This is a genomic window from Pseudomonas sp. NBRC 111133, assembly GCF_001320605.1.
GTDB lineage: Bacteria > Pseudomonadota > Gammaproteobacteria > Pseudomonadales > Pseudomonadaceae > Aquipseudomonas > Aquipseudomonas monteilii.
Genome location: NZ_BCBJ01000009.1, coordinates 1 through 22,982, shown reverse-complemented (window position 1 = coordinate 22,982; position 22,982 = coordinate 1). Strand labels below are relative to the sequence as shown.

The window sequence follows — 22,982 nt, the reverse complement described above, 5'->3', positions numbered from 1 at the left end:
CGGCCCCGGACGCCTTCGAGGACCTGAAATGACCCGTATCGGAACCCCTTTGTCGCCAACCGCGACCCGTGTACTGCTGTGCGGCTGTGGCGAGTTGGGCAAGGAAGTGGTGATCGAGCTGCAGCGCCTGGGCGTCGAAGTGATCGCCGTCGACCGCTACGCCGATGCCCCGGCCATGCAGGTGGCGCACCGCAGCCATGTGGTCAACATGCTCGATGGTGTTGCCCTGCGCGCTGTGATCGAGGCAGAGAAGCCGCACTATATCGTCCCTGAAATCGAAGCCATCGCCACCGCCACCCTGGTCGAGCTGGAAAGCGAAGGTTTCAACGTGGTGCCTACTGCCCGTGCTACGCAGTTGACCATGAACCGTGAAGGCATCCGCCGCCTGGCCGCTGAAGAGCTGGACCTGCCGACGTCGCCGTACCACTTTGCCGACACCTATGAAGACTTCGCCAAGGGCGTGGCCGATGTCGGCTACCCGTGCGTGGTCAAGCCAGTAATGAGCTCGTCGGGCAAGGGCCAGAGCCTGCTGCGCAGCGATGCCGACTTGCAGAAAGCGTGGGACTACGCCCAGGAAGGCGGCCGCGCTGGCAAGGGCCGGGTGATCGTCGAGGGCTTCATCGACTTTGAATACGAAATCACCCTGCTGACGGTACGCCACGTCGGTGGTACCACCTTCCTGGAGCCGGTTGGCCACCGCCAGGAGAAGGGCGACTATCAGGAGTCGTGGCAGCCACAGGCCATGAGCCCGAAAGCGCTGGCCGAGTCGCAGCGCGTGGCCAAGTCAGTCACCGATGCCCTGGGCGGTCGCGGGCTGTTTGGCGTGGAACTGTTCGTGAAGGGCGACCAGGTGTGGTTCAGCGAAGTGTCGCCGCGCCCGCATGACACCGGCCTGGTCACCCTGATTTCCCAGGACCTGTCGCAGTTCGCCCTGCATGCCCGTGCCATTCTCGGCCTGCCGATTCCGGTGGTGCGCCAGTTTGGCCCGTCGGCCTCGGCGGTCATCCTGCCGGAAGGGCAGTCGCAGCAGACCAGCTTCGCCAACCTGGGCGCAGCGCTGAGCGAGCCGGATACCGCCATTCGCCTGTTCGGCAAGCCGGAAATCAACGGTACCCGCCGCATGGGCGTGTGCCTGGCGCGTGATGAATCGGTTGAATTGGCGCGCGCCAAGGCGACCCGTGCATCGCAAGCGGTCAAGGTCGAGTTCTGATCTGAGACCGTGTGGGGCTGCAAAGCAGCCCCAGCTTTCTCAAAGTTCGGTGTTACAGGTCTCTTTCAGGCACAGCACAGCAATCAGGCTGATCACCGCCGCCGCCGACACATACCCTCCCACCCAGCTCAACCCACCCATGTTCACCAGCTTCTGGGCAAAGAACGGTGCCGCCGAAGCCCCGACGATCCCGCCCAGGTTATACGCCGCCGAAGCGCCGGTATAACGCACGTGGGTCGGGAACAGTTCAGGCAGCAGTGCCCCCATCGGCGCAAAGGTCACGCCCATCAGGAACAGCTCGATGGCCAGGAACAGCGCCACACCGGTGGTCGAGCCCGAGGTCAGCAGCGGTTCCATGGTAAAGCCCGAAGCCACCGCCAGCAGGCCACCGACGATCAGCACCGGCTTGCGCCCGTAACGGTCGCTGAGCCAGGCCGACAGCGGTGTGGCCAAGGCCATGAACACCACCGCGAAGCACAGCAGGCCAAGGAACGTCTCGCGGCTGTAGCCCAGTGTGGTCACGCCATAGCTCAGCGAGAACACTGTAGAGATGTAAAACAGCGCGTAGCACACCACCATGGCCGCAGCGCCCAGCAGGGTTGGCACCCAGTACTTGGAAAACAGGTCGACCACCGGCATTTTCACCCGCTCGTGGCGGGCAACGGCCTTGGCGAATACCGGGCTTTCTTCAAGCTTCAGACGTACATAGAGCCCCACCAGCACCAGCGCAGCGCTGAGCAGGAACGGAACACGCCAGCCCCACTCACGGAACTGCTCGTCGCTGAGCACCAGGGCCAGGGTCAGGAACAGGCCGTTGGCAGCCAAAAAGCCGATCGACGGCCCAAGTTGCGGGAACATGCCGAACCAGGCACGTTTGCCTGCCGGGGCGTTCTCGGTGGCCAGCAGCGCCGCGCCACCCCATTCACCGCCCAGGCCCAGGCCTTGGCCAAAGCGCAGCAGGCAGAGGATGATCGGCGCCCACACGCCAATGCTGTCATAGCCTGGCAGCACGCCAATGGCCGTGGTGGACACACCCATCAGCAGCAGCGAGGCGACCAAGGTTGATTTACGGCCGATGCGGTCGCCGAAATGCCCGAACAGCGCCGAGCCCAATGGGCGGGCAAGGAAGGCAATACCAAAGGTGAGGAACGCCGCCAGCATCTGCGCAGTGCCCGACCCCGACGGGAAGAACACCGGGCCGATCACCAGGGCAGCGGCGGTGGCGTAAACGTAAAAGTCGTAGAACTCGATGGCAGTGCCGATAAAGCTGGCAGTGGCCACCCGTGCCGGCGAGTTGACCGGCGCGGCAGGCGCTTCGGCATAGGTGCTGCTGGTTGTCATTAAGTAGGTCCCTAACAGTCTGGTCCGGCTCCATGGGCTTTGCCCGCGACGATGTGCAATGCAAAAGGGCAGGCATAGATGCGCGGACGCCGGAGCGTTTTGTTGTTGTGTGCGCCCGACTGACGATAGCCCAAGGGGGATAGGGGCGTGGCGGGCTCTGTTCGGGGTGTTGAAGCAGGACCGCAGGGCGTGTCAGTGGAGCGGACTGGCCGTGTAGCGCCGGGTGCGGGTAGCAGGCGGGACGGCGGGGCTGGGTAAGCGTGACCCGAGTATAGCTATCGGGTCACGGTCCACACCAGTACCTTGCTGGCACAATTGTCCTCTGTTTCGAGGATTTCCAGGCGATAGCGGCCGATCTTCAGGCAAACGGCGCTTTCCGGGATGCTCTCCAGCGCTTCGGTCACCAGCCCGTTGAGGGTTTTCGGCCCACCGTCGCAGGGCAGGTGCCAGCCCAGGGTTCGGTTGATTTCGCGTAGAGAAGCGGTGCCATCGATGACGAACGTGCCATCGGGCTGCGGGTGTACATGGGGGTTGTCCAGGCTTTGCTCGTCCTCGAACTCGCCGACGATCTCTTCGAGGATGTCTTCCAGGGTGACAATGCCCAGCACCTCGCCGTACTCATCCACCACCACGCCCAGCCGGCGCTGTTGCTTGTGAAAGTTCAGCAGCTGCATTTGCAGCGGCGTGCTTTCCGGCACGAAATAGGGTTCGTAGCAGGCGCTGTGCAGCGCCTCAAGGGTCAGTTCGGCCTTGGGTAGCAGGTGGCTGATCAGTTTGGTGTTGAGGATCGCCTCAACCTGGTTGATGTCGTTGTGGTAGACCGGCAGGCGGGTGTGGCGGCTGACGATCAGCTGCTCGATGATGCGCTCGATCGGCTCGTCGAGGTTGATGCCGTCCACTTCATTGCGCGGCACCAGGATGTCATTGACGGTGATCTTGTCCAGCGATTGCAGGCCGTCGAGCAGCCCGTGGCGAGGTGTTTCGTGTTCTTCGTCTTCGTCGAAATCATCGGCTTCCTGCGGGTGCAGGGCCACAGCGGTTGGTTGCACGCGGAACGGGCGCAGCAGCAGTTTGGCGAAGCCGTCCAGCATGCAGGCCAGCGGCTGCAGCAGGGCGAGGGGCACTTTCAGCAGGCTGGCCCCCAGGCTGACGAACGCCTGTGGGTTGCGCCGGGCCAGGCGCCGTGGCAGGTACTCGGCAAAAACCAGCAAGGTGAAGGTAGCGGCCAACCCCGCCAGCCAGAAGCCGTGCTCGCCGCTATGACGCTGGCCCAGCAGGCAGGCCAGGCCTAGTACCAGCAGCTTGCCGAGGCTGGCGCACAGCACCAGGGCCTGGGCCGGCAGGGCGAGCGTGCCGTCTTCGTGGGTGCGCAGCGAGCCATTGAGCTGCAGGCGGGCGGCATCCACGGCAGTGAACAGTGCTGACCACAACAGGGCCAGTGCGAGGGTGCCGAATAGCGGTGCGTACGGCAGGGTGTCCATGGGCGGCCGTCAGATATGCAGGATGAATTCGCGAACCAGCTTGCTGCCGAAGTAGGCCAGCATCAGCAGGCAGAAACCGGCCAGCGTCCAGCGGATAGCCTTGTGGCCACGCCAGCCGAGGCGGGTGCGGCCCCACAGCAGTACGCTGAACACCACCCAGGCGACACAGGCCAGCAAGGTCTTGTGCACCAGGTGCTGGGCGAACAGGTTGTCGAGGAACAGCCAGCCAGAGATCAGCGACAGCGACAACAGGCACCAGCCGGCCCAGAGGAAGCCGAACAGCAGGCTTTCCATGGTTTGCAGGGGCGGGAAGTTGCGGATCAGCCCGGACGGGTGCTTGTTCTTCAGCTGGCGGTCCTGCAGCAGCAACAGCAGCGACTGGAACACTGCGATGGTGAACAGCCCGTAGGCCAGGATCGACAGCAGGATGTGCGCGAGGATGCCAGGTTCTTCGTTGATCAGCGGCACCGTGCCGGGTGGCGCGAACTGGGCCAGCAGCGCGGTTACCGCACCCAGCGGGAACAGCAGCACCAGCAGGTTTTCCACCGGGATGCGCAGGCAGGCCAGCAGGGTCAGGGCAATGACGGCTACGGCGATCAGGCTGGCGGCACTGAAGAAGTCCAGGCTCAGGCCCAGCGGGGTGATCAGCTGGAAGAACAGTGCACCGGCCTGGGCCAGCACCGCGAAGGCACCCAGCAGGCCAGGCAGACGCTTGTCGGCCTTGCGGCCCTGGGCAAGGTGCGTGCCCTGGTAGATGGCTGCGGCTATATAGAGGCCGGCGGCGATCAGGTTGGGGATGAGGCTGGGTGAGGAGACCATAAGTCCTGGTTGGCGAGCCTTAAAGAGACGGAGTTTGGCATAGATTCCGCTGCTCTAGGAAGACTGATGGCTTGTGTCAGGGCATTCGCGGGCACGCCCGCTCCCACAGCTCCTGCACAGGCTCCGAAAGTGGTGAAGATCCTGTGGGAGCGGGCGAGCCCGCGAAGAGGCCTGTATTGCCACCGACCATCTCCCAAGGTGTGCGCCGCCGCCGCACTTCGCTATAATCGCCGCCTTGCTGTGCCCGGCGGGTGTGTATTTCCCCCAGGGCGCCTGACAAACCTCGGCTTTTACTGGGCCTGAAAGGATCACCATGTTCGAAAACCTGACCGACCGCCTGTCACAGACGCTGCGCCATGTCACCGGCAAGGCCAAGCTGACCGAAGACAACATCAAGGACACGCTGCGCGAAGTGCGCATGGCCCTGCTCGAGGCCGACGTTGCCCTGCCGGTGGTCAAGGATTTCGTCAACAGCGTCAAGGAGCGTGCGGTCGGCACCGAAGTGTCGCGCAGCCTCACCCCGGGCCAGGCGTTCGTGAAGATCGTCCAGGCCGAGCTGGAAAGCCTGATGGGCGCGGCCAACGAAGACCTCGCGCTGAACGCCGCCCCGCCAGCCGTCGTGCTCATGGCCGGCCTGCAGGGCGCCGGTAAGACCACCACCGCCGGCAAGCTGGCGCGCTTCCTTAAAGAGCGCAAGAAAAAGAGCGTGATGGTGGTGTCCGCCGACGTTTACCGCCCGGCGGCGATCAAGCAGCTGGAAACCCTGGCCAACGACATCGGCGTCACCTTCTTCCCGTCCGACATCAGCCAGAAGCCGGTGGCCATTGCCGAAGCGGCTATCCGCGAAGCCAAGCTGAAATTCATCGACGTGGTCATCGTCGACACCGCCGGCCGTCTGCACATCGACGCCGACATGATGAATGAGATCAAGGCGCTGCACGCTGCGGTCAAGCCGATCGAGACCCTGTTCGTGGTTGACGCCATGACCGGCCAGGACGCCGCCAACACCGCCAAGGCGTTTGGCGAGGCGCTGCCACTGACCGGCGTGGTGCTGACCAAGGTCGACGGTGATGCCCGTGGCGGTGCTGCGCTGTCGGTGCGCGCCATTACCGGCAAGCCGATCAAGTTCATCGGTATGGGCGAGAAGACCGAGGCCCTCGAGCCGTTCCACCCCGACCGCGTCGCTTCGCGCATCCTCGGCATGGGCGACGTGCTCAGCCTGATCGAGCAGGCCGAGCAGACCATCGACAAGGCCAAGGCCGACAAGCTGGCCAAGAAGCTGAAGAAAGGCAAAGGCTTCGACCTCGAAGACTTCCGTGACCAGCTGCAACAAATGAAGAACATGGGCGGCCTTGGCGGTCTGATGGACAAGCTGCCGAGCATCGGTGGGGTCAACCTGTCGCAGATGGGTAACGCACAAGGCGCCGCCGAGAAGCAGTTCAAGCAGATGGAAGCGATCATCAACTCCATGACCCCGGCCGAGCGCCGCGACCCTGACCTGATCAGCGGTTCGCGCAAGCGCCGTATCGCCCTGGGTTCCGGTACCCAGGTGCAGGACATCGGCCGGCTGATCAAACAGCACAAGCAGATGCAGAAGATGATGAAGAAATTCTCTGCCAAAGGCGGCATGGCCAAGATGATGCGCGGCCTGGGCGGTATGCTGCCTGGCGGCGGCATGCCGAAGCTGTAACACCTATTCCGGGCGCCTGCCGTTTATCGGGCAGGCGCCCAGAACCCCCGTCTCGGCGGGGCAACGGCCGCGAATTTCGCGGCGCAACCGGCAAATCTGGACGGTGGGGCAAAGCCTTGCCGAAAAAGTCATTTGCAAATGTCCGTGTATTCCCCGAGAATATGCGGCCTTTTGGGCACCCGTGTGCCTATTTGGCATTCAGATTTGCAGTACAAACTGCAACACCGACTATAGGAACGATGTTCACATGGTAACCATTCGTCTGGCCCGTGGCGGCTCGAAAAAGCGCCCATTCTACCACCTGACCGTGACCAACTCGCGTAACGCCCGTGACGGCCGTTTCGTTGAGCGCGTTGGCTTCTTCAACCCGATCGCATCGGGCGCCGAAGTCAAGCTGTCGGTCAACCAAGAGCGCGTCACCTACTGGCTGAGCCAGGGCGCACAGCCGTCTGAGCGCGTTGCTCAGCTGCTGAAGGACGCTGCCAAGGCCGCTGCCTGAACAGTATGAACGCGACGCCAGAAAAGGCTGATGACCTCATCGTCGTCGGCAAGATTTTTTCGGTTCACGGCGTTCGCGGCGAGGTGAAGGTGTATTCCTTTACCGATCCGATTGAAAACCTGTTGGATTATCCGCGCTGGACGCTTCGGCACGAAGGCAAGGTAAAGCAGGTCGAGCTGGTCAACGGTCGTGGCTCCCAAAAGGGCCTGGTCGTGAAGCTTAAAGGCCTCGACGATCGCGATGAAGCCCGTCTTCTGAGCGGTTATGAAATCTGCATTTCGCGGAGCCTTTTGCCCAACCTGGCGGCCGACGAGTACTACTGGTACCAGTTGGAAGGCCTGAAGGTCATCAACCAGGACGAACAGCTGTTCGGCAAGGTCGATCACCTGTTGGAGACCGGTGCGAACGATGTAATGGTGGTCAAGCCCTGCGCAGGCAGCCTGGATGATCGCGAGCGTCTGTTGCCCTATACGGCGCAATGCGTGCTCAACATCGACCTGGAAGCAGGCGTGATGCGGGTTGAATGGGACGCGGACTTCTAAACGATGGGTAACCTTCGCGTAGACGTCATCACGTTGTTCCCCGAGATGTTCTCGGCCATCACGGAGTACGGCATTACCAGCCGCGCGGTGAAACAGGGGTTGCTTCAGGTGACTTGCTGGAACCCGCGGGACTACACCACAGATCGTCACCATACGGTAGATGATCGGCCGTTTGGCGGTGGTCCGGGCATGGTGATGAAAATCAAGCCTCTGGAAGACGCCCTGGTTAGCGCCAGGCAAGCGACTGGAGCATCGGCAAAGGTGATCTACCTTTCGCCACAAGGCCGCAAGCTGACTCAGCAGGCGGTCAAAGGCCTGGCCGAACAGGAATCGTTGATCCTGATCGCCGGTCGTTATGAAGGCATCGACGAGCGCTTTATCGAGGCTCATGTCGATGAGGAGTGGTCGATTGGGGACTATGTGCTTTCCGGTGGCGAGCTGCCGGCCATGGTACTGATCGATGCGGTTACACGGCTGCTGCCCGGAGCTTTAGGGCATGTGGACTCGGCGGAAGAAGATTCCTTCACCGACGGTCTGCTGGATTGCCCGCACTACACCCGACCTGAGGTGTATGCGGATCAGCGTGTTCCCGACGTGTTGCTAAGTGGCAACCATGCACATATCCGGCGTTGGAGGATGAAGCAGTCCCTTGGTAGGACCTTCGAACGACGCGCCGATCTTCTGGAAAGTCGCTCGCTTTCTGGAGAAGAGAAGAAGCTGCTCGAGGAATACCTCCGCGAGCGGGACGATAGTTAAACGTATCGATGGTGGATCGCGTATCCATCTTAGGAGCACAGCATGACCAACAAGATCATCCAGCAGCTCGAAGCCGAGCAGATGAGCAAGGAAATCCCGACCTTCGCACCAGGCGACACCGTTGTCGTTCAGGTTAAAGTGAAGGAAGGTGAGCGTTCCCGTCTGCAGGCGTTCGAAGGCGTTGTTATCGCCAAGCGTAACCGCGGTCTGAACAGCGCCTTCACCGTGCGCAAGATCTCCAGCGGCGTTGGCGTAGAGCGTACCTTCCAGACCTACAGCCCGCAAATCGACAGCCTGGCCGTGAAACGTCGTGGTGACGTGCGTAAAGCCAAGCTGTACTACCTGCGCGACCTGTCCGGCAAAGCCGCTCGCATCAAGGAAAAACTGTCCTGAGTGCAGTTTGCCCGGTGGCCGAGGCCGCCTAGCGAGAAAAAAGCAGCCTTCGGGCTGCTTTTTTGCGTTTTGAACCGTTCAAAGATGTGAATGCCATGACTACCCGAGACCAGGAAATCCAGCGCCGTACCGAGCTGTCGGTGACTCGCGTGACCAAGGCGGTGTTCCCCAACACCACCAACCACCACAACACCCTGTTCGGCGGCACCGCCCTGGCCTGGATGGACGAAGTGTCGTTCATCGCCGCCACGCGCTTTTGCCGCCTGCCGCTGGTGACCGTGTCCACCGATCGCATCGACTTCAAGCACCCGATTCCGGCGGGCTCGATCGTCGAACTGGTGGGCACGGTGATCAAAGTGGGTAATACCAGCTTGCAGGTGCAGGTGGACGTGTTTGTCGAGAACATGTACCTGGACGGCCGCGAACGGGCCATTCACGGTGTGTTCAGCTTTGTCGCCATTGACGAGGACAAGCGCCCGGTGCCGGTGCTCCCGGGCGCTTGAGTGTCAGGGCTCCGGGGCAGGCTCGATCAACGCCACCAGGGTCCAGCCCGGTTGTGGCTGTAGCGGGTTGTCGGGGCTGGCGACATGCACCCAGCCCTGCCCGTCGCGCGCGAACAGCAAGTGTGCACGCTCGCCATGCAGAGCCTGGTAGGCATCCCAGTCAAAGCCTTCGGTCAGGTTGGTACTGTACAGTTCGGCGCCCTGATGCAGGCGGGTGGCCAGTTGCAGATAGGTCATCGGGCTGGCCCCCAGGAGCTGCCCCCGATGCTCTTCGGCAGCTTGGTGCTTGTCGCTGCGTTGCTTCTCCAGGCCGCTGGCCAGCACGAACAGCCGGCCGTTACCGAAGTCATGGCGGAACCTTGCGCAGGCCAGGGCGTTGATTTCGCCAGCGGGCGACAGCCCCAGCAAGTGCCCGAGGCCGACCAGATCCAGGTGCGCGTCGGCATGTTGCGAGGCGGGGTTGCCAAAGTAGGTCGGTAGCCCGTCCATGCGCGCGGCGCGAATGTTTTCCCAGCTGGAGTCTGTCAGCAAAACCCGACAGCCCAATTGCTGCAGGGCTTTGGCGATGGCCCGGGCCGGCTCGCTGGCACCGACCACCAGAAAACCACTGGGCGCCGGTTCGGCGACCTTGAGCAGGCGTGCCAGCGGCCTGGCCGTGGCGCTTTGCAGTACCACCGTGCCGATGATCACGGCGAAGGTCAGCGGCACCAGCAGCAAGGCGTCCGGGTGCCCGGCCTGATGAAGGCGGATGGCGAAAATCGCTGAAACGGCGGCGGCAACGATGCCGCGTGGGGCAATCCAGGCCAGCAGCGCCCGTTCCCGCCAACTGAGCGGCGAGCCCAGTGTGGCCAGCCACACGTTCAGCGGGCGTGCCAGCAGCTGGATCACCAGCAACAACGCCAGTACCGCCGGGCCGAGGCCCAGCAGGGCATGCAGGTCAAGGCGCGCAGCCAGCAGGATGAACAGGCCGGAAATCAGCAGTACGCTGAGGTTCTCCTTGAAGTGCAGGATCTGCCGCACATCCACCCCGCGCATGTTGGCCAGCCACATGCCCATCACGGTCACTGCCAGTAACCCGGACTCGTGCACGATCTGGTTGGCGGCGATGAAAATACCCAGCACCGCCGCCAGGGATGCGAGGTTGTGCAGGTATTCCGGCAGCCATTGCTCGCGCATGATTTGCCCCAGCAGCCAACCCCCGGCTGCACCCAGGGCGGTACCGCAGAAAATGACCCCCGCAAAGGTAGTGAGGCTCTGGAACAGGCCATTGCCGTCTGCACTGGCGATGATGAAGCTGTACACCACCACGGCCAGCAGCGCACCGATGGGGTCGATCATGATCCCTTCCCAGCGCAGGATGTTGGCGATGGTCGACTTTGGCCGCACCACGCGCAGCATCGGCACGATCACAGTGGGGCCAGTCACAAGGGTCAAGGTGCCGAACAGAATCGCCAGCGGCCAGTCGAACCCCAGCAGCCAGTGGGTCGCCAGGGCGATGACCAGCCAGGTGACCAGCGCGCCCACGGTGACCAGGCGATGCACCACGCTGCCGATTTCACGCCACTGCGACAGGTGCAGGGTGAGGCTGCCTTCGAACAGGATCAGCGCCACTGCCAGCGACACCAGCGGCATCAGCAGTCGGCCGAACAACGCCTCGGGGTCGAGCCAGCCCAGTGCCGGGCCGGCAATGATCCCGGTCAGCAGCAGAAACAGAATCGCCGGTAGCTTCAGGCGCCAGGCCAGCCACTGGCAGGCCAGTGCAGCGGCGCCGATGCCGCCGACGCTAAGTAGTATCTGCTCTTCGCTCATGTGGGCTCCCTATGCTTGCGCTGTTATGAAAGACTAAGCATCAATCCGCCGTTTGCCACCGAGTTTTCATGTCCGCCCTCGACCATCCCCTGATCGACCAGTTTCTTGACGCCCTGTGGCTCGAAAAAGGCCTGTCCGACAATACCCGCGTGTCCTACCGCAGCGACCTGGCCCTGTTCAACGGCTGGCTGCAGGCGCACTCGGTTTCCTTGCCTGATGCCGGCCGTGACCTGATCCTCGACCACCTGGCCTGGCGCCTCGACCAGGGCTACAAACCACGCTCCACGGCACGCTTCCTTTCCGGCCTGCGCGGCTTCTTCCGCTACCTGCTGCGGGAAAAACTGGTGGCCATCGACCCGACCCTGCAGGTCGAGATGCCGCAGCTGGGCAAGCCGCTGCCCAAGTCGCTCTCCGAAGCCGACGTCGAGGCTTTGCTGCAAGCTCCGGACCTGGGCGAAGCCATTGGCCAGCGCGACCGCGCCATGCTTGAAGTGCTGTATGCCTGCGGCCTGCGCGTGACCGAACTGGTCAGCCTGACCCTCGATCAGGTCAATCTGCGCCAGGGTGTACTGCGTGTGATGGGCAAGGGCAGCAAGGAACGCCTGGTGCCGATGGGGGAAGAAGCGGTCGTGTGGCTGGAGCGCTATCAACGTGACGGTCGCGCCGAACTGCTCAATGGCCGCCCCAGCGACGTGCTGTTCCCCAGCCTGCGTGGCGAGCAGATGACCCGGCAGACCTTCTGGCACCGCATCAAGCATCACGCCCGTGTTGCCGGCATCGACAAGCCGCTGTCGCCGCATACCCTGCGTCACGCCTTCGCCACCCACCTGCTCAACCATGGCGCCGACTTGCGCGTGGTGCAGATGCTGCTTGGCCACAGCGACCTGTCCACCACGCAGATCTACACCCACGTCGCCAAGGCCCGTCTGCAGCAGTTGCACGCCCAGCACCACCCGCGTGGATGAATGTTTTTCATGTTCCGCCGACTGGTCCTTGCAAGGCCCTTCACCGACGGTGTGATGTGGTAGGCTTGGGCGGTTTGCACCAAGGGCCGCACGGCCACCGCGTTTTTTCCGCAGGTGGCGCCCTCCGGTCCCTGTCCGCCTTCAGGAGTTCCCATGCGCGTGACCCAGTTTTTCGCCGCCGCCGCGTTGGCGCTGGCCAGTACGTTTGCCGTAGCTGCGGCAACCGATAGCAATGCCGTTGCCGAGCAGGCCATCCGTAAATCGTTGCAGAACCTTGAGCTGGAAGTGCCCGTGGAAAGCGTGGCCAGCAGCCCGCTCAACGGCCTTTATGAAGTGAAGCTGCAGGGCGGCCGCGTGTTGTACGCCAGCGCCGACGGCCAGTTCGTGATGCAGGGCTACCTGTTCCAGATCCAGGACGGCAAGCCGGTCAACCTCACCGAAAAAACCGAGCGCCAAGGCATCGCCAAGCTCATCAACGGCATTCCAGCCGCCGAGATGGTGGTTTATCCTGCCAAGGGTGAGACCAAGTCGCACATTACCGTATTCACGGACACCACCTGCCCGTACTGCCACAAGCTGCACGCCGAAGTGCCCGAGCTGAACCGTCGCGGTATCGAAGTGCGCTACGTCGCCTTCCCGCGTCAGGGCCTCGGCTCGCCGGGTGACCAGCAGTTGCAGGCGGTGTGGTGCTCCAGCGACCGCCGTGGGGCGATGGACAAGATGGTCGAAGGCGAAGAAATCAAGGCTGCCAAGTGCACCAACCCGGTCAGCAAGCAGTTCCAGCTGGGCCAGTCGATCGGCGTCAACGGCACGCCGGCCATCGTGCTTGAAAGCGGCCAGGTCATTCCGGGCTACCAGCCGGCACCGCAGGTCGCCAAGCTGGCACTGGCCAAGTAATCCAATTCAGTACGCCGTCGTCATGGGGTGACGGCATGTTTCACGGTCGGCAAACGTGCTGGCCGTTCAATGGGGAGTTCACAGTGAAACCGGTCAAAGTAGGCATCTGTGGGTTGGGGACCGTCGGTGGCGGAACCTTCAATGTACTTCAGCGCAACGCCGAGGAGATTGCCCGCCGTGCCGGGCGCGGTATTGAAGTGGCACAGATCGCCATGCGCTCGCAGAACCCGAACTGCCAGATTACCGGTACCCCCATTACCGCTGACGTGTTCGAAGTTGCGAGCAACCCGGAGATCGACATTGTCATCGAGCTGATCGGTGGCTACACCATCGCCCGCGACCTGGTACTCAAGGCCATTGAAAACGGCAAGCACGTGGTCACCGCCAACAAGGCGCTGATTGCCGTGCACGGCAACGAAATCTTCGCCAAGGCCCGCGAGAAGGGCGTCATCGTCGCCTTCGAAGCGGCCGTGGCTGGCGGCATCCCGGTGATCAAGGCCATCCGCGAGGGCCTGTCGGCCAACCGCATCAACTGGCTGGCCGGTATCATCAACGGCACCGGCAACTTCATCCTCACCGAAATGCGCGAGAAGGGCCGCGCCTTCCCGGACGTGCTGGCCGAAGCCCAGGCGCTGGGTTACGCCGAAGCCGACCCGACCTTCGACGTCGAGGGTATCGACGCCGCGCACAAGCTGACCATCCTGGCGTCCATCGCCTTCGGCATCCCGTTGCAGTTCGACAAGGCCTACACCGAAGGCATCACCCAGCTGACCACCGCTGACGTGAACTATGCCGAGGCCCTGGGCTACCGCATCAAGCACCTGGGTGTGGCGCGTCGGACTGCAGAAGGCATCGAGCTGCGCGTACACCCCACGCTGATCCCGGCTGACCGCCTGATCGCCAACGTCAACGGCGTGATGAACGCCGTGATGGTCAACGGTGACGCCGCCGGTTCCACCCTGTACTACGGCGCGGGCGCCGGCATGGAGCCTACCGCTTCGTCGGTGGTCGGTGACCTGGTGGATGTGGTGCGTGCCATGACCTCCGACCCGGAAAACCGCGTGCCGCACCTGGCCTTCCAGCCAGACGCGCTGTCGGCCCACCCGATCCTGCCGATCGAAGCCTGCGAAAGCGCCTACTACCTGCGCATCCAGGCCAAGGATCACCCGGGCGTACTGGCCCAGGTGGCCAGTATCCTGTCGGAGCGTGGCATCAACATCGAGTCGATCATGCAGAAGGAAGCCGAAGAGCAGGACGGCCTGGTACCGATGATCCTGCTGACCCACGGCGTGGTCGAGCAGCGTATCAACGATGCCATCGTCGCCCTGGAAGCCCTGCAGGACGTGGTCGGCAAGGTCGTGCGCATCCGCGTCGAACAGCTCAATTAATTGTGTTCTCGGGCTGCTGGCGCGGCCCGGGCCTTAGCATCGAAGGTTTGCACCCATGCGCTATATCAGTACCCGCGGCCAGGCACCGGCCCTGAATTTCGAAGACGTGCTGCTGGCTGGCCTTGCCAGTGACGGCGGCCTGTACGTACCCGAGAACCTGCCACGCTTCACCCAGGAAGAAATCGCCTCGTGGGCCGGCCTGCCGTACCACGAACTGGCCTTCCGTGTGATGCGTCCGTTCGTCGAAGGCAGCATCGCCGACGCCGATTTCAAGAAGATTCTTGAAGAAACCTACGGCGAGTTCGCCCACGCCGCAGTCGCCCCGCTGCGTCAGCTGAACAGCAACGAGTGGGTGCTGGAGCTGTTCCACGGCCCGACCCTGGCGTTTAAGGACTTCGCCCTGCAGCTGCTCGGCCGCCTGCTCGACCACGTGCTGGCCAAGCGCAACGAGCGCGTGGTGATCATCGGCGCCACCAGCGGTGACACCGGTTCCGCCGCCATCGAAGGCTGCCGCCGTTGCGACAACGTCGACATCTTCATCCTGCACCCGCACCAGCGCGTGTCGGAAGTGCAGCGCCGCCAGATGACCACCCTCTTCGGCGACAACATCCACAACATCGCCATCGAAGGTAACTTCGACGACTGCCAGGAAATGGTCAAGGCCAGCTTCGCTGACCAGTCGTTCCTCAAGGGCACCCGCCTGGTAGCGGTCAACTCGATCAACTGGGCGCGGATCATGGCCCAGATCGTCTACTACTTCCATGCAGCCCTGCAGTTGGGTGGCCCGGCGCGTTCGATCGCGTTCTCGGTCCCTACCGGCAACTTTGGCGACATCTTCGCCGGTTACCTGGCGCGCAACATGGGCCTGCCGGTCAGCCAGCTGATCGTCGCCACCAACCGCAACGACATCCTGCACCGCTTCATGAGCGGCAACCAGTATGTGAAGGAAACCCTGCACGCGACCCTGTCGCCGTCGATGGACATCATGGTTTCGTCCAACTTCGAACGCCTGTTGTTCGACCTGCACGGCCGCAACGGTGGCGCCATCGCCGAACTGATGGCCAACTTCAAGCAGGGCGGTGGTTTCAGCGTCGAGCAAGACCGCTGGACCGAAGCGCGCAAGCTGTTCGACTCGCTGGCCGTCAGCGACGAGCAAACCTGCGAGACCATTGCCGAGGTGTTCGCCGCCACGGGTGAAGTGCTCGACCCGCATACCGCAATCGGCGTCAAAGCCGCGCGCGAGTGCCGTCGCAGCCTGGCCACGCCGATGGTGGTGCTGGGTACCGCCCACCCGGTCAAGTTCCCGGAAGCGGTGGAGAAGGCAGGTGTTGGCAAGGCGCTGGAGCTGCCGGCACACCTCAGCGATCTGTTCAGCCGTGAAGAGCGTTGCACGGTACTGGCCAATGACCTGAAAGCTGTTCAGAGCTTTGTCAGCCAGCACGGCAACCGCGGCAAACCGCTGTAACAGCCGGGGCCGCGTTGCGGCCCATCGCCGGCAAGCCAGCGCCCACCTCGATCGCGTAAATCCAAGGTCATGTGCAATACATGTGGGAGCTGGCTTGCCGGCGATGGGCTGCAAAGCAGCCCCAAAATCTCGGATTTTTCTTGGGCGGCGCAGGAAAAATCTCATTCTTCCATGCCAAGCGCAACGCTAACTTAGCCGGTCCTCCCACCAGGAGCGGCTCATGCACCAGCCCTATGTGTTGATTCACCAGGCTCGCCCATCCCACCAGATCCTCCTGCACCAGGCCCTCAACGCTCAAGGCCTGTTCAATGTGCGCATCAGCGCGAACGCCACCGACCTGGACGCCTGCCTGAACGCTGAGCGTCGCCCCGACCTGCTGATTCTCGACCATGCCATGCCAACTCGCGCAGGCCTTGCCTTGCTCGCCCGGCAGCATCGGTCACGCGCGTTGCTGTTCGTCGGCAAAGCCCCACCGAAGCATCAGAACCTAGCTCAGGAGGCAAGAAACCAAGGGCTATGGGTGCTCGCCGAGCTGCCCTGGCCGCTGTCGATGCCGGGCCTGCAGCATGCCCTGCAAACACTGCAGGCCCGCCCGAGGCAGCGTATTCAAACTGTCATCTCAGCCCCGCATGCTCACTGAAGCGGGCGCGGTTTGACGAACTTTCTGCGGCGCCTGCTGGTCAGTTCCTTTAGATCCCACCACGCAGCGAGTGATCCGGATGGAAAGAATCTGCAGCCTGCTCAACGACGCCCTGACCCCCTACCAGACTCACCTCGGCATCACCGATGCCAATGGCAATCGTCAACTGACCGTTTACGACCGCCTCGCCGGCATCACCCTGCGGCGCACGGTCAGCGAGCGCCAGTTGAAGGAGCAACGCCTGTTGATCGATCTGGTGGATGGCCTGCACCGTGACCTGCAGATCGCCGAAGGGCGCTTGCAGCCCTGCGTGATCGCGGCATTGCAGCAGCGTCAACAACCGCAGGGAACCTTTGCCTGAGTGGTTTATCAGACACTGTAGGGGCAGCCAGCCAGTGCTTTGCTCCGGCGCTGGCAAGGCTGTCACGGGAAGTCCCCAAGGACTTTCGCTTGGCCCCGGGCGTCTTCCCCAGCGTCCGGGGTTTCTTTTTTCAGGTGATCAAGGGGCTTCGAAGAAGCGTTTGCTGTCTTCCAGGTAGTCTTCCTGCAACGACGGGTCCAGCCAGTGCGCATACAAGCCAGGCAGCACGTCCCGGCGCAAAGCAGGCAATAGCCGGTTGATATGCGCTACCGCTTTGCGGCCCGACGGATTGTCAGAACAGGCGACATGGAGAAACTGATAGCGCTCCCCCCCCTGGACAGGATGAAACTGATAGTCGGCCAGGGAGCCGCCTTGCTGCTGAAGCAAGTAACGAACTTCGTGCCAGTAGCCGAGCACCAAGCGTAGGCGCCCCAGTTTTTGCATTTGCAGCAAGTTAGCTGTGGCGTCGTTGCCATAGTGCCGGCTAAGCGCAGTATCAGGTAGCTGCTGCAGAATGGCGTCGATCTGCGTGCCATAGCTACGTTCGGCAACAATGCCCAGTTTCACCGGCGCCTTGCTCAGCAGGCCATGCAGGTCCACTTCCTGGCTTTCGAGGTAGGGCGCTACCAGTGCCTGGTTTTCTTTGCGCAGCACCAGGCCACCGCTGAGCACACCCAGCGTTGGCATGGAAAAAAGCGCGTATCTGGCTCGTTCCGGGGTCCATAGCAGGGTCGGGTCGCAGGTGAATGTGTTGCGGTCTTGCAGCATCTGGATGCCGCGTGCACGGTTCACCCGCACGATGGTGTGGTCGTACTCGGCCATCTGCCTGGTCAGCAGCGGCAATAGCTGGTCGATCACCCCTTGGCCTTTTTGCGGGCCTTCGAAAATGGTGAAGGGTGGCAGGTCGCGCACCAGCCAGAAGATGCGCTCCTTGGCGCTGGCAGATTGCATGAGCAATGCGGGCAGTAGCCCGCACAGCAGGATCAGGTGGCGTAGCCAGCAGGCAGCGCGCATCGGCAAGGGCAGCGGCAGGCTTCAGACCGCGCCGGCCTGGCGCAGGCCGGCAATGGCCGCTGCGTCATAGCCCAGGCGGGTGAGCAGTGCCTCGGTGTGTTCGCCCAGCGCCGGGCCGACCCACTCGGTGGAGCCAGGTGTATCCGACAGCTTGGGCACGATGCCCGGCGTGCGGAACGGCTTGCCATCCGGCAACTTGGCCTGCAGGAACATCTCTCGTGCCAGGTATTGCGGGTCATTGAACATGTCCTCGGCCGAGTAGATGCGGCTGGCAGGCACCTCTGCCGTGGTCAGCACCTGCATCAGTTGGTCCAGCGGCAGGCTGTTGGCCCAGCGGTCAATCACTCCGTAGAGTTCGTCACGGCGCAGGTCGCGGCCATCATTGGTGGCCAGGGTAGGGTCATCCGCCAGGTCGGTGCGGCCAATCGCCAGCATGAAACGTTTGAAGATGGCATCGCCGTTGGCGCCAATTTGCACATGCTTGCCGTCGGCGCTGGTGTGGATGGAGGAGGGTGTGATGCCCGGCATGATGTTGCCGGTGCGCTCGCGGATAAACCCGAACACATCGAATTCCGGCACCATGCTTTCCATCATGGCGAAGATCGCCTCATACAGCGCCACGTCCACAACCTGGCCCTGGCCGCCATTGACCTCATGGTGGCGCAGCGCCATTAACGCGCCAATCACCCCCCACAGGGCAGCAATTGAGTCACCGATGGAAATGCCCGTGCGCACCGGCGGGCGGTCGTCGAAGCCGGTAATGTAGCGCAGACCACCCATCGACTCGCCCACCGCGCCGAAGCCGGGCTGGTCTTTCATCGGCCCGGTCTGGCCAAAGCCCGACAGGCGTACCATGACCAGACGCGGGTTAAGGGCATGCAGCACATCCCAGCCCAGGCCGAGCTTTTCGAGCACGCCCGGGCGGAAGTTTTCGATCAGAATGTCGGCTTGGGCCAGCAGTTTTTTCAGCACCTCGCGGCCTTCGGGGTGCTTGAGGTTAAGCGTGAGCGACTGCTTGTTGCGCGCCTGCACGAACCACCACAGCGAAGTGCCCTCATACAGCTTGCGCCACTTGCGCAGCGGGTCGCCGCCATCCGGAGACTCGACCTTGATCACTTCTGCACCGAATTCGGCACAGATGCGTGAGGCGAACGGCCCGGCAATCAGCGTGCCGAGTTCCACAACTTTAAGGCCGGCGAGGGGTTTGCTGGGCGTCGACATGGGGCATCCGTGGCAGCTGGGCAGAGCCGTGGTTTTATCACACGTCGGTTTCGCCGGGTACTGCTGCGGCGCATGGACGGTGCGGATGGGTTAGACTGTGCCACTTTTCTTTTGCACGAAGCCCCTCGACCATGGCCCAGCCGTCCACCACCTACAAGTTCGAATTGAATCTCACCGACCTCGATCGCAACGTCTACGAAAGCGTCAAGCAAACCATCGCTCGTCACCCGTCGGAAACCGAAGAGCGTATGGCAGTTCGTTTGTTGGCGTACGCGCTTTGGTACAACGAGAACTTGTCGTTTGGCCGTGGCCTGTCGGATGTCGATGAGCCGGCGCTGTGGGAAAAGAGCCTGGACGACCGCGTGCTGCACTGGATCGAAGTCGGCCAACCCGATGCCGACCGCCTGACCTGGTGCTCGCGCCGTACCGAGCGCACCAGCCTGCTGGCCTACGGCAGCCTGCGCGTGTGGGAAGGCAAAGTGGTGAGCGCGGTCAAGAACCTGAAGAACCTGAGCATTGCTGCCGTGCCACAGGAAGTGCTGGAAACCCTGGCCACCGACATGCCGCGCAGCATCAAGTGGGACGTGATGATCAGCGAAGGCACGGTGTTCGTGACTGACGACCGTGGCCAGCATGAAGTGCAACTGCAGTGGCTGCTCGGTGAGCGTGGCTGAAGCAACCCATGCGTATCGAACCTCGCCCCCTGCCGCCGACCCTGCCATTCCTGGGTAACCTGCCTCCCTTGCTGACCCGCCTGTACGCCGCCCGTGGCGTGCAAAGCGAGGCCGAGCTGGACAAAAGCCTGGCGCGTCTGCTGCCGTATCAGCAGCTCAAGGGCATCGAGGCCGGTGTTAACCTGCTGGTCGAGGCCCTCGACCAGCGCCAACGTATCCTGATTGTGGGTGACTTCGATGCCGATGGTGCCACCGCCAGCACTGTCGGGGTGCTGGGCCTGCGCCTGCTGGGCGCGGCCCATGTCGATTACCTGGTGCCCAACCGGTTCGAGTACGGCTACGGCCTGACCCCGGAAATCGTCGAGGTGGCGCTGCAGCGTCAGCCGCAATTGCTGATTACTGTGGACAACGGCATTTCCAGTGTTGAGGGTGTGGCCGCTGCTAAGGCTGCCGGGCTCAAGGTACTGGTCACCGACCATCATCTGCCGGGTCAGCAACTGCCTGACGCCGACGCCATCATCAACCCCAACCAGCCGGGCTGTACGTTCCCGAGCAAGGCGCTGGCCGGGGTCGGGGTGATCTTCTATGTGCTGATGGCCCTGCGCGCGCGCTTGCGCAGCTTGGGACGCTACGAGACGCAACCGCAGCCGAACATCGGCGAACTGCTCGACCTGGTCGCGCTGGGCAGCGTCGCCGATGTGGTACCGCTGGATGCCAACAACCGCATTCTGGTGCACCAGGGCCTCGAGCGTATTCGCGCCGGCCGTGCCCGGCCAGGGCTGAAAGCCATTCTGGAAGTGGCCCGCCGTGACCACCGGCGCATCACCTCGACCGACCTGGGTTTCATCCTTGGCCCTCGGTTGAACGCTGCCGGGCGCCTGGACGACATGAGCCTGGGCATCGAGTGCCTGCTGTGCGAAGACGCGGCCCTGGCCCAGGACATGGCTCAGCAGCTGGACGACCTGAACCAGGACCGCAAGTCCATCGAGCAGGGCATGCAGCGCGAAGCCCTGGCCCAGCTCAAGGACCTGCCGGTCGAGTCCATGCCTTATGGCCTGTGCCTGTTCGATGCAGATTGGCACCAAGGCGTGATCGGTATTCTGGCTTCGCGCCTGAAAGAACGTTATCACCGGCCGACTATCGCTTTTGCCGATGCCGGCGAGGGCATGCTCAAAGGTTCGGCGCGTTCGGTGCCGGGGTTCCACATCCGTGACGCGCTGGATGCCGTAGCGGCCCGCCACCCCGAGCTGATCAGCAAGTTCGGCGGCCACGCCATGGCAGCGGGGCTGTCGTTGCCCGAGGGCAATTTCCCCGCATTTGCCGAAGCATTCGACGAAGAAGTGCGGCGCCAGTTGCGTGAAGAAGACCTCACCGGCCGGTTGCTGTCCGATGGCAGCCTGGCCGTGGAAGAGTTCCACCTCGACCTGGCCAAAGCCTTGCGCCACGCCGGCCCTTGGGGCCAGCACTTCCCAGAGCCGCTGTTCCATGGCGTGTTCCAGCTGGTGGAGCAGCGTGTGGTGGGCGAACGGCATCTGAAGGTGGTGCTCAAGAGCGAGTGCGGTTCGGTGCGGCTGGACGGTATTGCCTTCGGCATCGACCGCGAAGTGTGGCCGAACCCGACCGTGCGCTGGGTCGAGCTGGCCTACAAGCTGGATGTGAACGAGTTTCGTGGGAATGAAAGTGTGCAGTTGATGATTGCCCACATGGAGCCACGCTGAGGGTCTCGCGGGGTTCGCTTTGATTTTTGTGGTGTGACGGAGATAGAGCGCCGCCCGCGCGGCGCATCGTGAGCTGCGCTCGCTCCTACGTTTGTTTCGGGCCAATAATTCCTGTGGGATTTGCGCGCGAACGCTTTTGCGCATGGCTCGATATCGTGTCGTACCAACAAGGCGGTCGCGCGCGTTTTTCACAGGCATGACTGACCCGAAACAAACGTAGGAGCGAGCGCAGCTCGCGATGCGCCGCGCGGGCGGCGCTCGATCTCACAGGCGACATCACTTTCGAGCCAACCACCATCCAGCACCCCACCCAAAATCCCATGGAACCTACCCCCCACCCATTCTGGTCTAGTCTGAAGTTATGACCGGACCTGGGCCAGGGGCGTGCAATTGAGTGTCCGGGCCGGATCACCATTGGAGTCCTTGGGAGGTGCCCTCATGAGCCTGCTGCTCGAGCCTTACACCCTGCGTCAGCTGACCCTGCCCAACCGCATCGCTGTGTCACCGATGTGCCAGTATTCCGCCGTCGATGGCCTGGCCAACGATTGGCACCTTGTTCATTTGGGCAGCCGCGCCGTGGGTGGTGCAGGCCTGGTTATCACTGAAGCCGTGGCGGTCACCGCGGATGGCCGCATCACCGCCGAAGACCTTGGCCTGTGGGACGACGCTCAGATCGCCCCGCTGCAACGTATTACCCGCTTCATCACCGCACAAGGTGCCGTGCCTGGTATCCAGCTGGCCCACGCCGGGCGCAAGGCCAGTACCTATCGCCCATGGCTGGGCAAGCAGGGCAGTGTGAAGCTCGAAGACGGTGGCTGGCAGCCAGTAGGGCCATCAAAGATTGCGTTCGACCCACAACACACGCCGCCACGTGAATTGAACCACGACGAGATCCAGGGTGTGATCGCTGCCTTCGTCGCCTCGACCGAGCGCGCCTTGAAGGCCGGTTTCAAGGTGGTCGAAATCCATGCGGCCCATGGCTACCTGTTGCATCAGTTCCTGTCCCCGTTGAGTAACCAGCGCCGCGACGAGTACGGCAGCTGCTTCGAGAACCGCATCCGCCTGACCCTGCAAGTGGTCGAGGCCGTGCGCAAGATCTGGCCGGCCGAATTGCCGCTGTTGGTGCGGGTATCGGCAACCGATTGGGTCGAAGACGGCTGGAACCCCGATGAAACCGTCGAACTGGCCCGCCGACTGCGCGGTTTGGGTGTCGACCTGATCGACGTATCTTCCGGCGGCACTTCGGTAAACGCCGAGATCCCTACCGGCCCCGGCTATCAGACCCGCTTCGCCGAACGCGTGCGCAAGGAATCGGAAATCGCCACCGGCACCGTGGGCATGATCACCGAACCGGCTCAGGCCGAGCACATTTTGCGGACCGGCCAGGCCGACATCATCTTCCTCGCCCGCGAACTGCTGCGCGACCCGTACTGGCCGCTGCATGCCGATGATGACCTGGGCGGTAACAAAGCTACCTGGCCCGCGCAGTACCAACGTGCGACCAGCCGGGCCAACCCGATTCACGAGTCGGATCTGCGCGACTAGCATTGTCGGCTTGCGGGTGGTTGGCAAAAATTTTTGTGTAGGGCTGAAATC

General features: G+C 62.9%; 22 protein-coding genes. 16 read left to right on the top strand and 6 right to left on the bottom strand.

Translation table 11 applies throughout. From position 1 onward, the window contains the following. Positions 1 to 28 precede the first annotated feature (28 nt). Positions 29 to 1,210: a formate-dependent phosphoribosylglycinamide formyltransferase gene (purT, locus tag APH36_RS02810; RefSeq protein ID WP_060497398.1), complete on the top strand. Its 1,182-nt coding sequence runs from the start codon at positions 29 to 31 to the stop codon at positions 1,208 to 1,210. A gap of 39 nt (positions 1,211 to 1,249) precedes the next feature. Here the strand turns inward: purT and APH36_RS02805 are convergent, their stop codons facing one another. From APH36_RS02805 to APH36_RS02795, 3 genes are all read right to left on the bottom strand, one after another. Continuing rightward, positions 1,250 to 2,551: an MFS transporter gene (locus tag APH36_RS02805; protein ID WP_060497397.1), complete on the bottom strand. Its 1,302-nt coding sequence runs from the start codon at positions 2,549 to 2,551 to the stop codon at positions 1,250 to 1,252. A gap of 275 nt (positions 2,552 to 2,826) precedes the next feature. Continuing rightward, positions 2,827 to 4,032 (bottom strand): transporter associated domain-containing protein, encoded by a 1,206-nt coding sequence (locus APH36_RS02800; RefSeq protein ID WP_060497396.1) that lies wholly within the window; start codon positions 4,030 to 4,032, stop codon positions 2,827 to 2,829. 9 nt (positions 4,033 to 4,041) lie between these two features. After that, a complete protein-coding gene (locus tag APH36_RS02795; protein WP_060497395.1) occupies positions 4,042 to 4,851 on the bottom strand; it encodes an inner membrane protein YpjD in 810 nt (269 codons plus the stop codon). Between the two features lie 313 nt (positions 4,852 to 5,164). Between APH36_RS02795 and ffh the strand changes: the two genes are divergently transcribed. From ffh to APH36_RS02765, 6 genes are all read left to right on the top strand, one after another. After that, positions 5,165 to 6,541: a signal recognition particle protein gene (gene ffh, locus APH36_RS02790; RefSeq protein WP_060497394.1), complete on the top strand. Its 1,377-nt coding sequence runs from the start codon at positions 5,165 to 5,167 to the stop codon at positions 6,539 to 6,541. Between the two features lie 247 nt (positions 6,542 to 6,788). After that, complete coding sequence (rpsP, locus tag APH36_RS02785; RefSeq protein ID WP_008094480.1) at positions 6,789 to 7,040, top strand: 30S ribosomal protein S16; 252 nt, start codon at positions 6,789 to 6,791, stop codon at positions 7,038 to 7,040. A 5-nt stretch (positions 7,041 to 7,045) separates the two neighbouring features. Continuing rightward, positions 7,046 to 7,582, top strand: a complete 537-nt coding sequence (gene rimM / locus APH36_RS02780) for a ribosome maturation factor RimM (protein WP_060497393.1) — start codon at positions 7,046 to 7,048, stop codon at positions 7,580 to 7,582. Between the two features lie 3 nt (positions 7,583 to 7,585). Then, positions 7,586 to 8,338: a tRNA (guanosine(37)-N1)-methyltransferase TrmD gene (gene trmD / locus APH36_RS02775; RefSeq protein ID WP_008094486.1), complete on the top strand. Its 753-nt coding sequence runs from the start codon at positions 7,586 to 7,588 to the stop codon at positions 8,336 to 8,338. 42 nt (positions 8,339 to 8,380) lie between these two features. Beyond that, positions 8,381 to 8,731, top strand: coding sequence for a 50S ribosomal protein L19 (gene rplS, locus APH36_RS02770; RefSeq protein ID WP_003252148.1), 351 nt, complete (start codon positions 8,381 to 8,383; stop codon positions 8,729 to 8,731). A gap of 95 nt (positions 8,732 to 8,826) precedes the next feature. Then, positions 8,827 to 9,234 (top strand): acyl-CoA thioesterase, encoded by a 408-nt coding sequence (locus APH36_RS02765; RefSeq protein WP_010952562.1) that lies wholly within the window; start codon positions 8,827 to 8,829, stop codon positions 9,232 to 9,234. Between the two features lie 3 nt (positions 9,235 to 9,237). Here the strand turns inward: APH36_RS02765 and APH36_RS02760 are convergent, their stop codons facing one another. After that, on the bottom strand, positions 9,238 to 11,043 hold the full coding sequence (locus APH36_RS02760) for a sodium:proton antiporter (protein ID WP_060497392.1): 1,806 nt from the start codon (positions 11,041 to 11,043) through the stop codon (positions 9,238 to 9,240). A 68-nt stretch (positions 11,044 to 11,111) separates the two neighbouring features. On the opposite strand from APH36_RS02760, the gene xerD reads away from it, so the two are divergent. From xerD to APH36_RS02730, 6 genes are all read left to right on the top strand, one after another. Then, on the top strand, positions 11,112 to 12,008 hold the full coding sequence (xerD, locus tag APH36_RS02755) for a site-specific tyrosine recombinase XerD (RefSeq protein WP_060497391.1): 897 nt from the start codon (positions 11,112 to 11,114) through the stop codon (positions 12,006 to 12,008). 153 nt (positions 12,009 to 12,161) lie between these two features. Further along, entirely contained in the window at positions 12,162 to 12,905 is a 744-nt protein-coding gene (locus APH36_RS02750; protein ID WP_060497390.1) for a thioredoxin fold domain-containing protein, read from the top strand. Between the two features lie 83 nt (positions 12,906 to 12,988). Continuing rightward, positions 12,989 to 14,293 (top strand): homoserine dehydrogenase, encoded by a 1,305-nt coding sequence (locus APH36_RS02745; RefSeq protein WP_016712995.1) that lies wholly within the window; start codon positions 12,989 to 12,991, stop codon positions 14,291 to 14,293. 55 nt (positions 14,294 to 14,348) lie between these two features. Continuing rightward, positions 14,349 to 15,758: a threonine synthase gene (gene thrC, locus APH36_RS02740; RefSeq protein ID WP_060497389.1), complete on the top strand. Its 1,410-nt coding sequence runs from the start codon at positions 14,349 to 14,351 to the stop codon at positions 15,756 to 15,758. Positions 15,759 to 15,978: 220 nt separating this feature from the next. Then, positions 15,979 to 16,398 carry a response regulator gene (locus APH36_RS02735; RefSeq protein ID WP_060497388.1) on the top strand — a complete coding sequence of 140 codons (420 nt, stop codon included), beginning with the start codon at positions 15,979 to 15,981 and terminating at the stop codon, positions 16,396 to 16,398. Positions 16,399 to 16,477: 79 nt separating this feature from the next. Next, positions 16,478 to 16,759: a DUF3509 domain-containing protein gene (locus APH36_RS02730; protein ID WP_060497387.1), complete on the top strand. Its 282-nt coding sequence runs from the start codon at positions 16,478 to 16,480 to the stop codon at positions 16,757 to 16,759. Positions 16,760 to 16,897: 138 nt separating this feature from the next. Here the strand turns inward: APH36_RS02730 and APH36_RS02725 are convergent, their stop codons facing one another. After that, the gene (locus APH36_RS02725; RefSeq protein WP_060497386.1) at positions 16,898 to 17,773 is read right to left on the bottom strand and encodes a TIGR02285 family protein; all 876 of its coding nucleotides are present in this window, start codon (positions 17,771 to 17,773) and stop codon (positions 16,898 to 16,900) included. Between the two features lie 21 nt (positions 17,774 to 17,794). After that, entirely contained in the window at positions 17,795 to 18,994 is a 1,200-nt protein-coding gene (locus APH36_RS02720; protein WP_060497385.1) for a CaiB/BaiF CoA-transferase family protein, read from the bottom strand. A gap of 131 nt (positions 18,995 to 19,125) precedes the next feature. Here APH36_RS02720 and APH36_RS02715 point away from each other — a divergent pair, with 131 nt between their 5' ends. The 3 genes from APH36_RS02715 (at position 19,126) to APH36_RS02705 (ending at position 22,931) form a co-directional block, all read left to right on the top strand. Continuing rightward, positions 19,126 to 19,668, top strand: a complete 543-nt coding sequence (locus APH36_RS02715; RefSeq protein ID WP_003252169.1) for a YaeQ family protein — start codon at positions 19,126 to 19,128, stop codon at positions 19,666 to 19,668. A gap of 8 nt (positions 19,669 to 19,676) precedes the next feature. Continuing rightward, the gene (gene recJ, locus APH36_RS02710; RefSeq protein ID WP_060497384.1) at positions 19,677 to 21,386 is read left to right on the top strand and encodes a single-stranded-DNA-specific exonuclease RecJ; all 1,710 of its coding nucleotides are present in this window, start codon (positions 19,677 to 19,679) and stop codon (positions 21,384 to 21,386) included. A gap of 438 nt (positions 21,387 to 21,824) precedes the next feature. Further along, positions 21,825 to 22,931 (top strand): NADH:flavin oxidoreductase/NADH oxidase, encoded by a 1,107-nt coding sequence (locus tag APH36_RS02705; protein WP_060497383.1) that lies wholly within the window; start codon positions 21,825 to 21,827, stop codon positions 22,929 to 22,931. Positions 22,932 to 22,982: the final 51 nt, after the last annotated feature.

Bases quoted from the DNA above. Each gene is read 5' to 3' on its own strand.
- APH36_RS02705 (WP_060497383.1), top strand. From the start codon at position 21,825: ATGAGCCTGCTGCTCGAGCCTTACACCCTGCGTCAGCTGACCCTGCCC.
- APH36_RS02750 (WP_060497390.1), top strand. From the start codon at position 12,162: ATGCGCGTGACCCAGTTTTTCGCCGCCGCCGCGTTGGCGCTGGCCAGT.
- APH36_RS02720 (WP_060497385.1), bottom strand. From the start codon at position 18,994: ATGTCGACGCCCAGCAAACCCCTCGCCGGCCTTAAAGTTGTGGAACTC.
- thrC (WP_060497389.1), top strand. From the start codon at position 14,349: ATGCGCTATATCAGTACCCGCGGCCAGGCACCGGCCCTGAATTTCGAA.
- trmD (WP_008094486.1), top strand. From the start codon at position 7,586: ATGGGTAACCTTCGCGTAGACGTCATCACGTTGTTCCCCGAGATGTTC.
- APH36_RS02795 (WP_060497395.1), bottom strand. From the start codon at position 4,851: ATGGTCTCCTCACCCAGCCTCATCCCCAACCTGATCGCCGCCGGCCTC.
- xerD (WP_060497391.1), top strand. From the start codon at position 11,112: ATGTCCGCCCTCGACCATCCCCTGATCGACCAGTTTCTTGACGCCCTG.
- APH36_RS02715 (WP_003252169.1), top strand. From the start codon at position 19,126: ATGGCCCAGCCGTCCACCACCTACAAGTTCGAATTGAATCTCACCGAC.
- rpsP (WP_008094480.1), top strand. From the start codon at position 6,789: ATGGTAACCATTCGTCTGGCCCGTGGCGGCTCGAAAAAGCGCCCATTC.
- APH36_RS02760 (WP_060497392.1), bottom strand. From the start codon at position 11,043: ATGAGCGAAGAGCAGATACTACTTAGCGTCGGCGGCATCGGCGCCGCT.
- APH36_RS02730 (WP_060497387.1), top strand. From the start codon at position 16,478: ATGGAAAGAATCTGCAGCCTGCTCAACGACGCCCTGACCCCCTACCAG.
- APH36_RS02800 (WP_060497396.1), bottom strand. From the start codon at position 4,032: ATGGACACCCTGCCGTACGCACCGCTATTCGGCACCCTCGCACTGGCC.
- APH36_RS02725 (WP_060497386.1), bottom strand. From the start codon at position 17,773: ATGCGCGCTGCCTGCTGGCTACGCCACCTGATCCTGCTGTGCGGGCTA.
- APH36_RS02805 (WP_060497397.1), bottom strand. From the start codon at position 2,551: ATGACAACCAGCAGCACCTATGCCGAAGCGCCTGCCGCGCCGGTCAAC.
- recJ (WP_060497384.1), top strand. From the start codon at position 19,677: ATGCGTATCGAACCTCGCCCCCTGCCGCCGACCCTGCCATTCCTGGGT.
- APH36_RS02735 (WP_060497388.1), top strand. From the start codon at position 15,979: ATGCACCAGCCCTATGTGTTGATTCACCAGGCTCGCCCATCCCACCAG.
- rimM (WP_060497393.1), top strand. From the start codon at position 7,046: ATGAACGCGACGCCAGAAAAGGCTGATGACCTCATCGTCGTCGGCAAG.
- APH36_RS02765 (WP_010952562.1), top strand. From the start codon at position 8,827: ATGACTACCCGAGACCAGGAAATCCAGCGCCGTACCGAGCTGTCGGTG.
- ffh (WP_060497394.1), top strand. From the start codon at position 5,165: ATGTTCGAAAACCTGACCGACCGCCTGTCACAGACGCTGCGCCATGTC.
- purT (WP_060497398.1), top strand. From the start codon at position 29: ATGACCCGTATCGGAACCCCTTTGTCGCCAACCGCGACCCGTGTACTG.
- rplS (WP_003252148.1), top strand. From the start codon at position 8,381: ATGACCAACAAGATCATCCAGCAGCTCGAAGCCGAGCAGATGAGCAAG.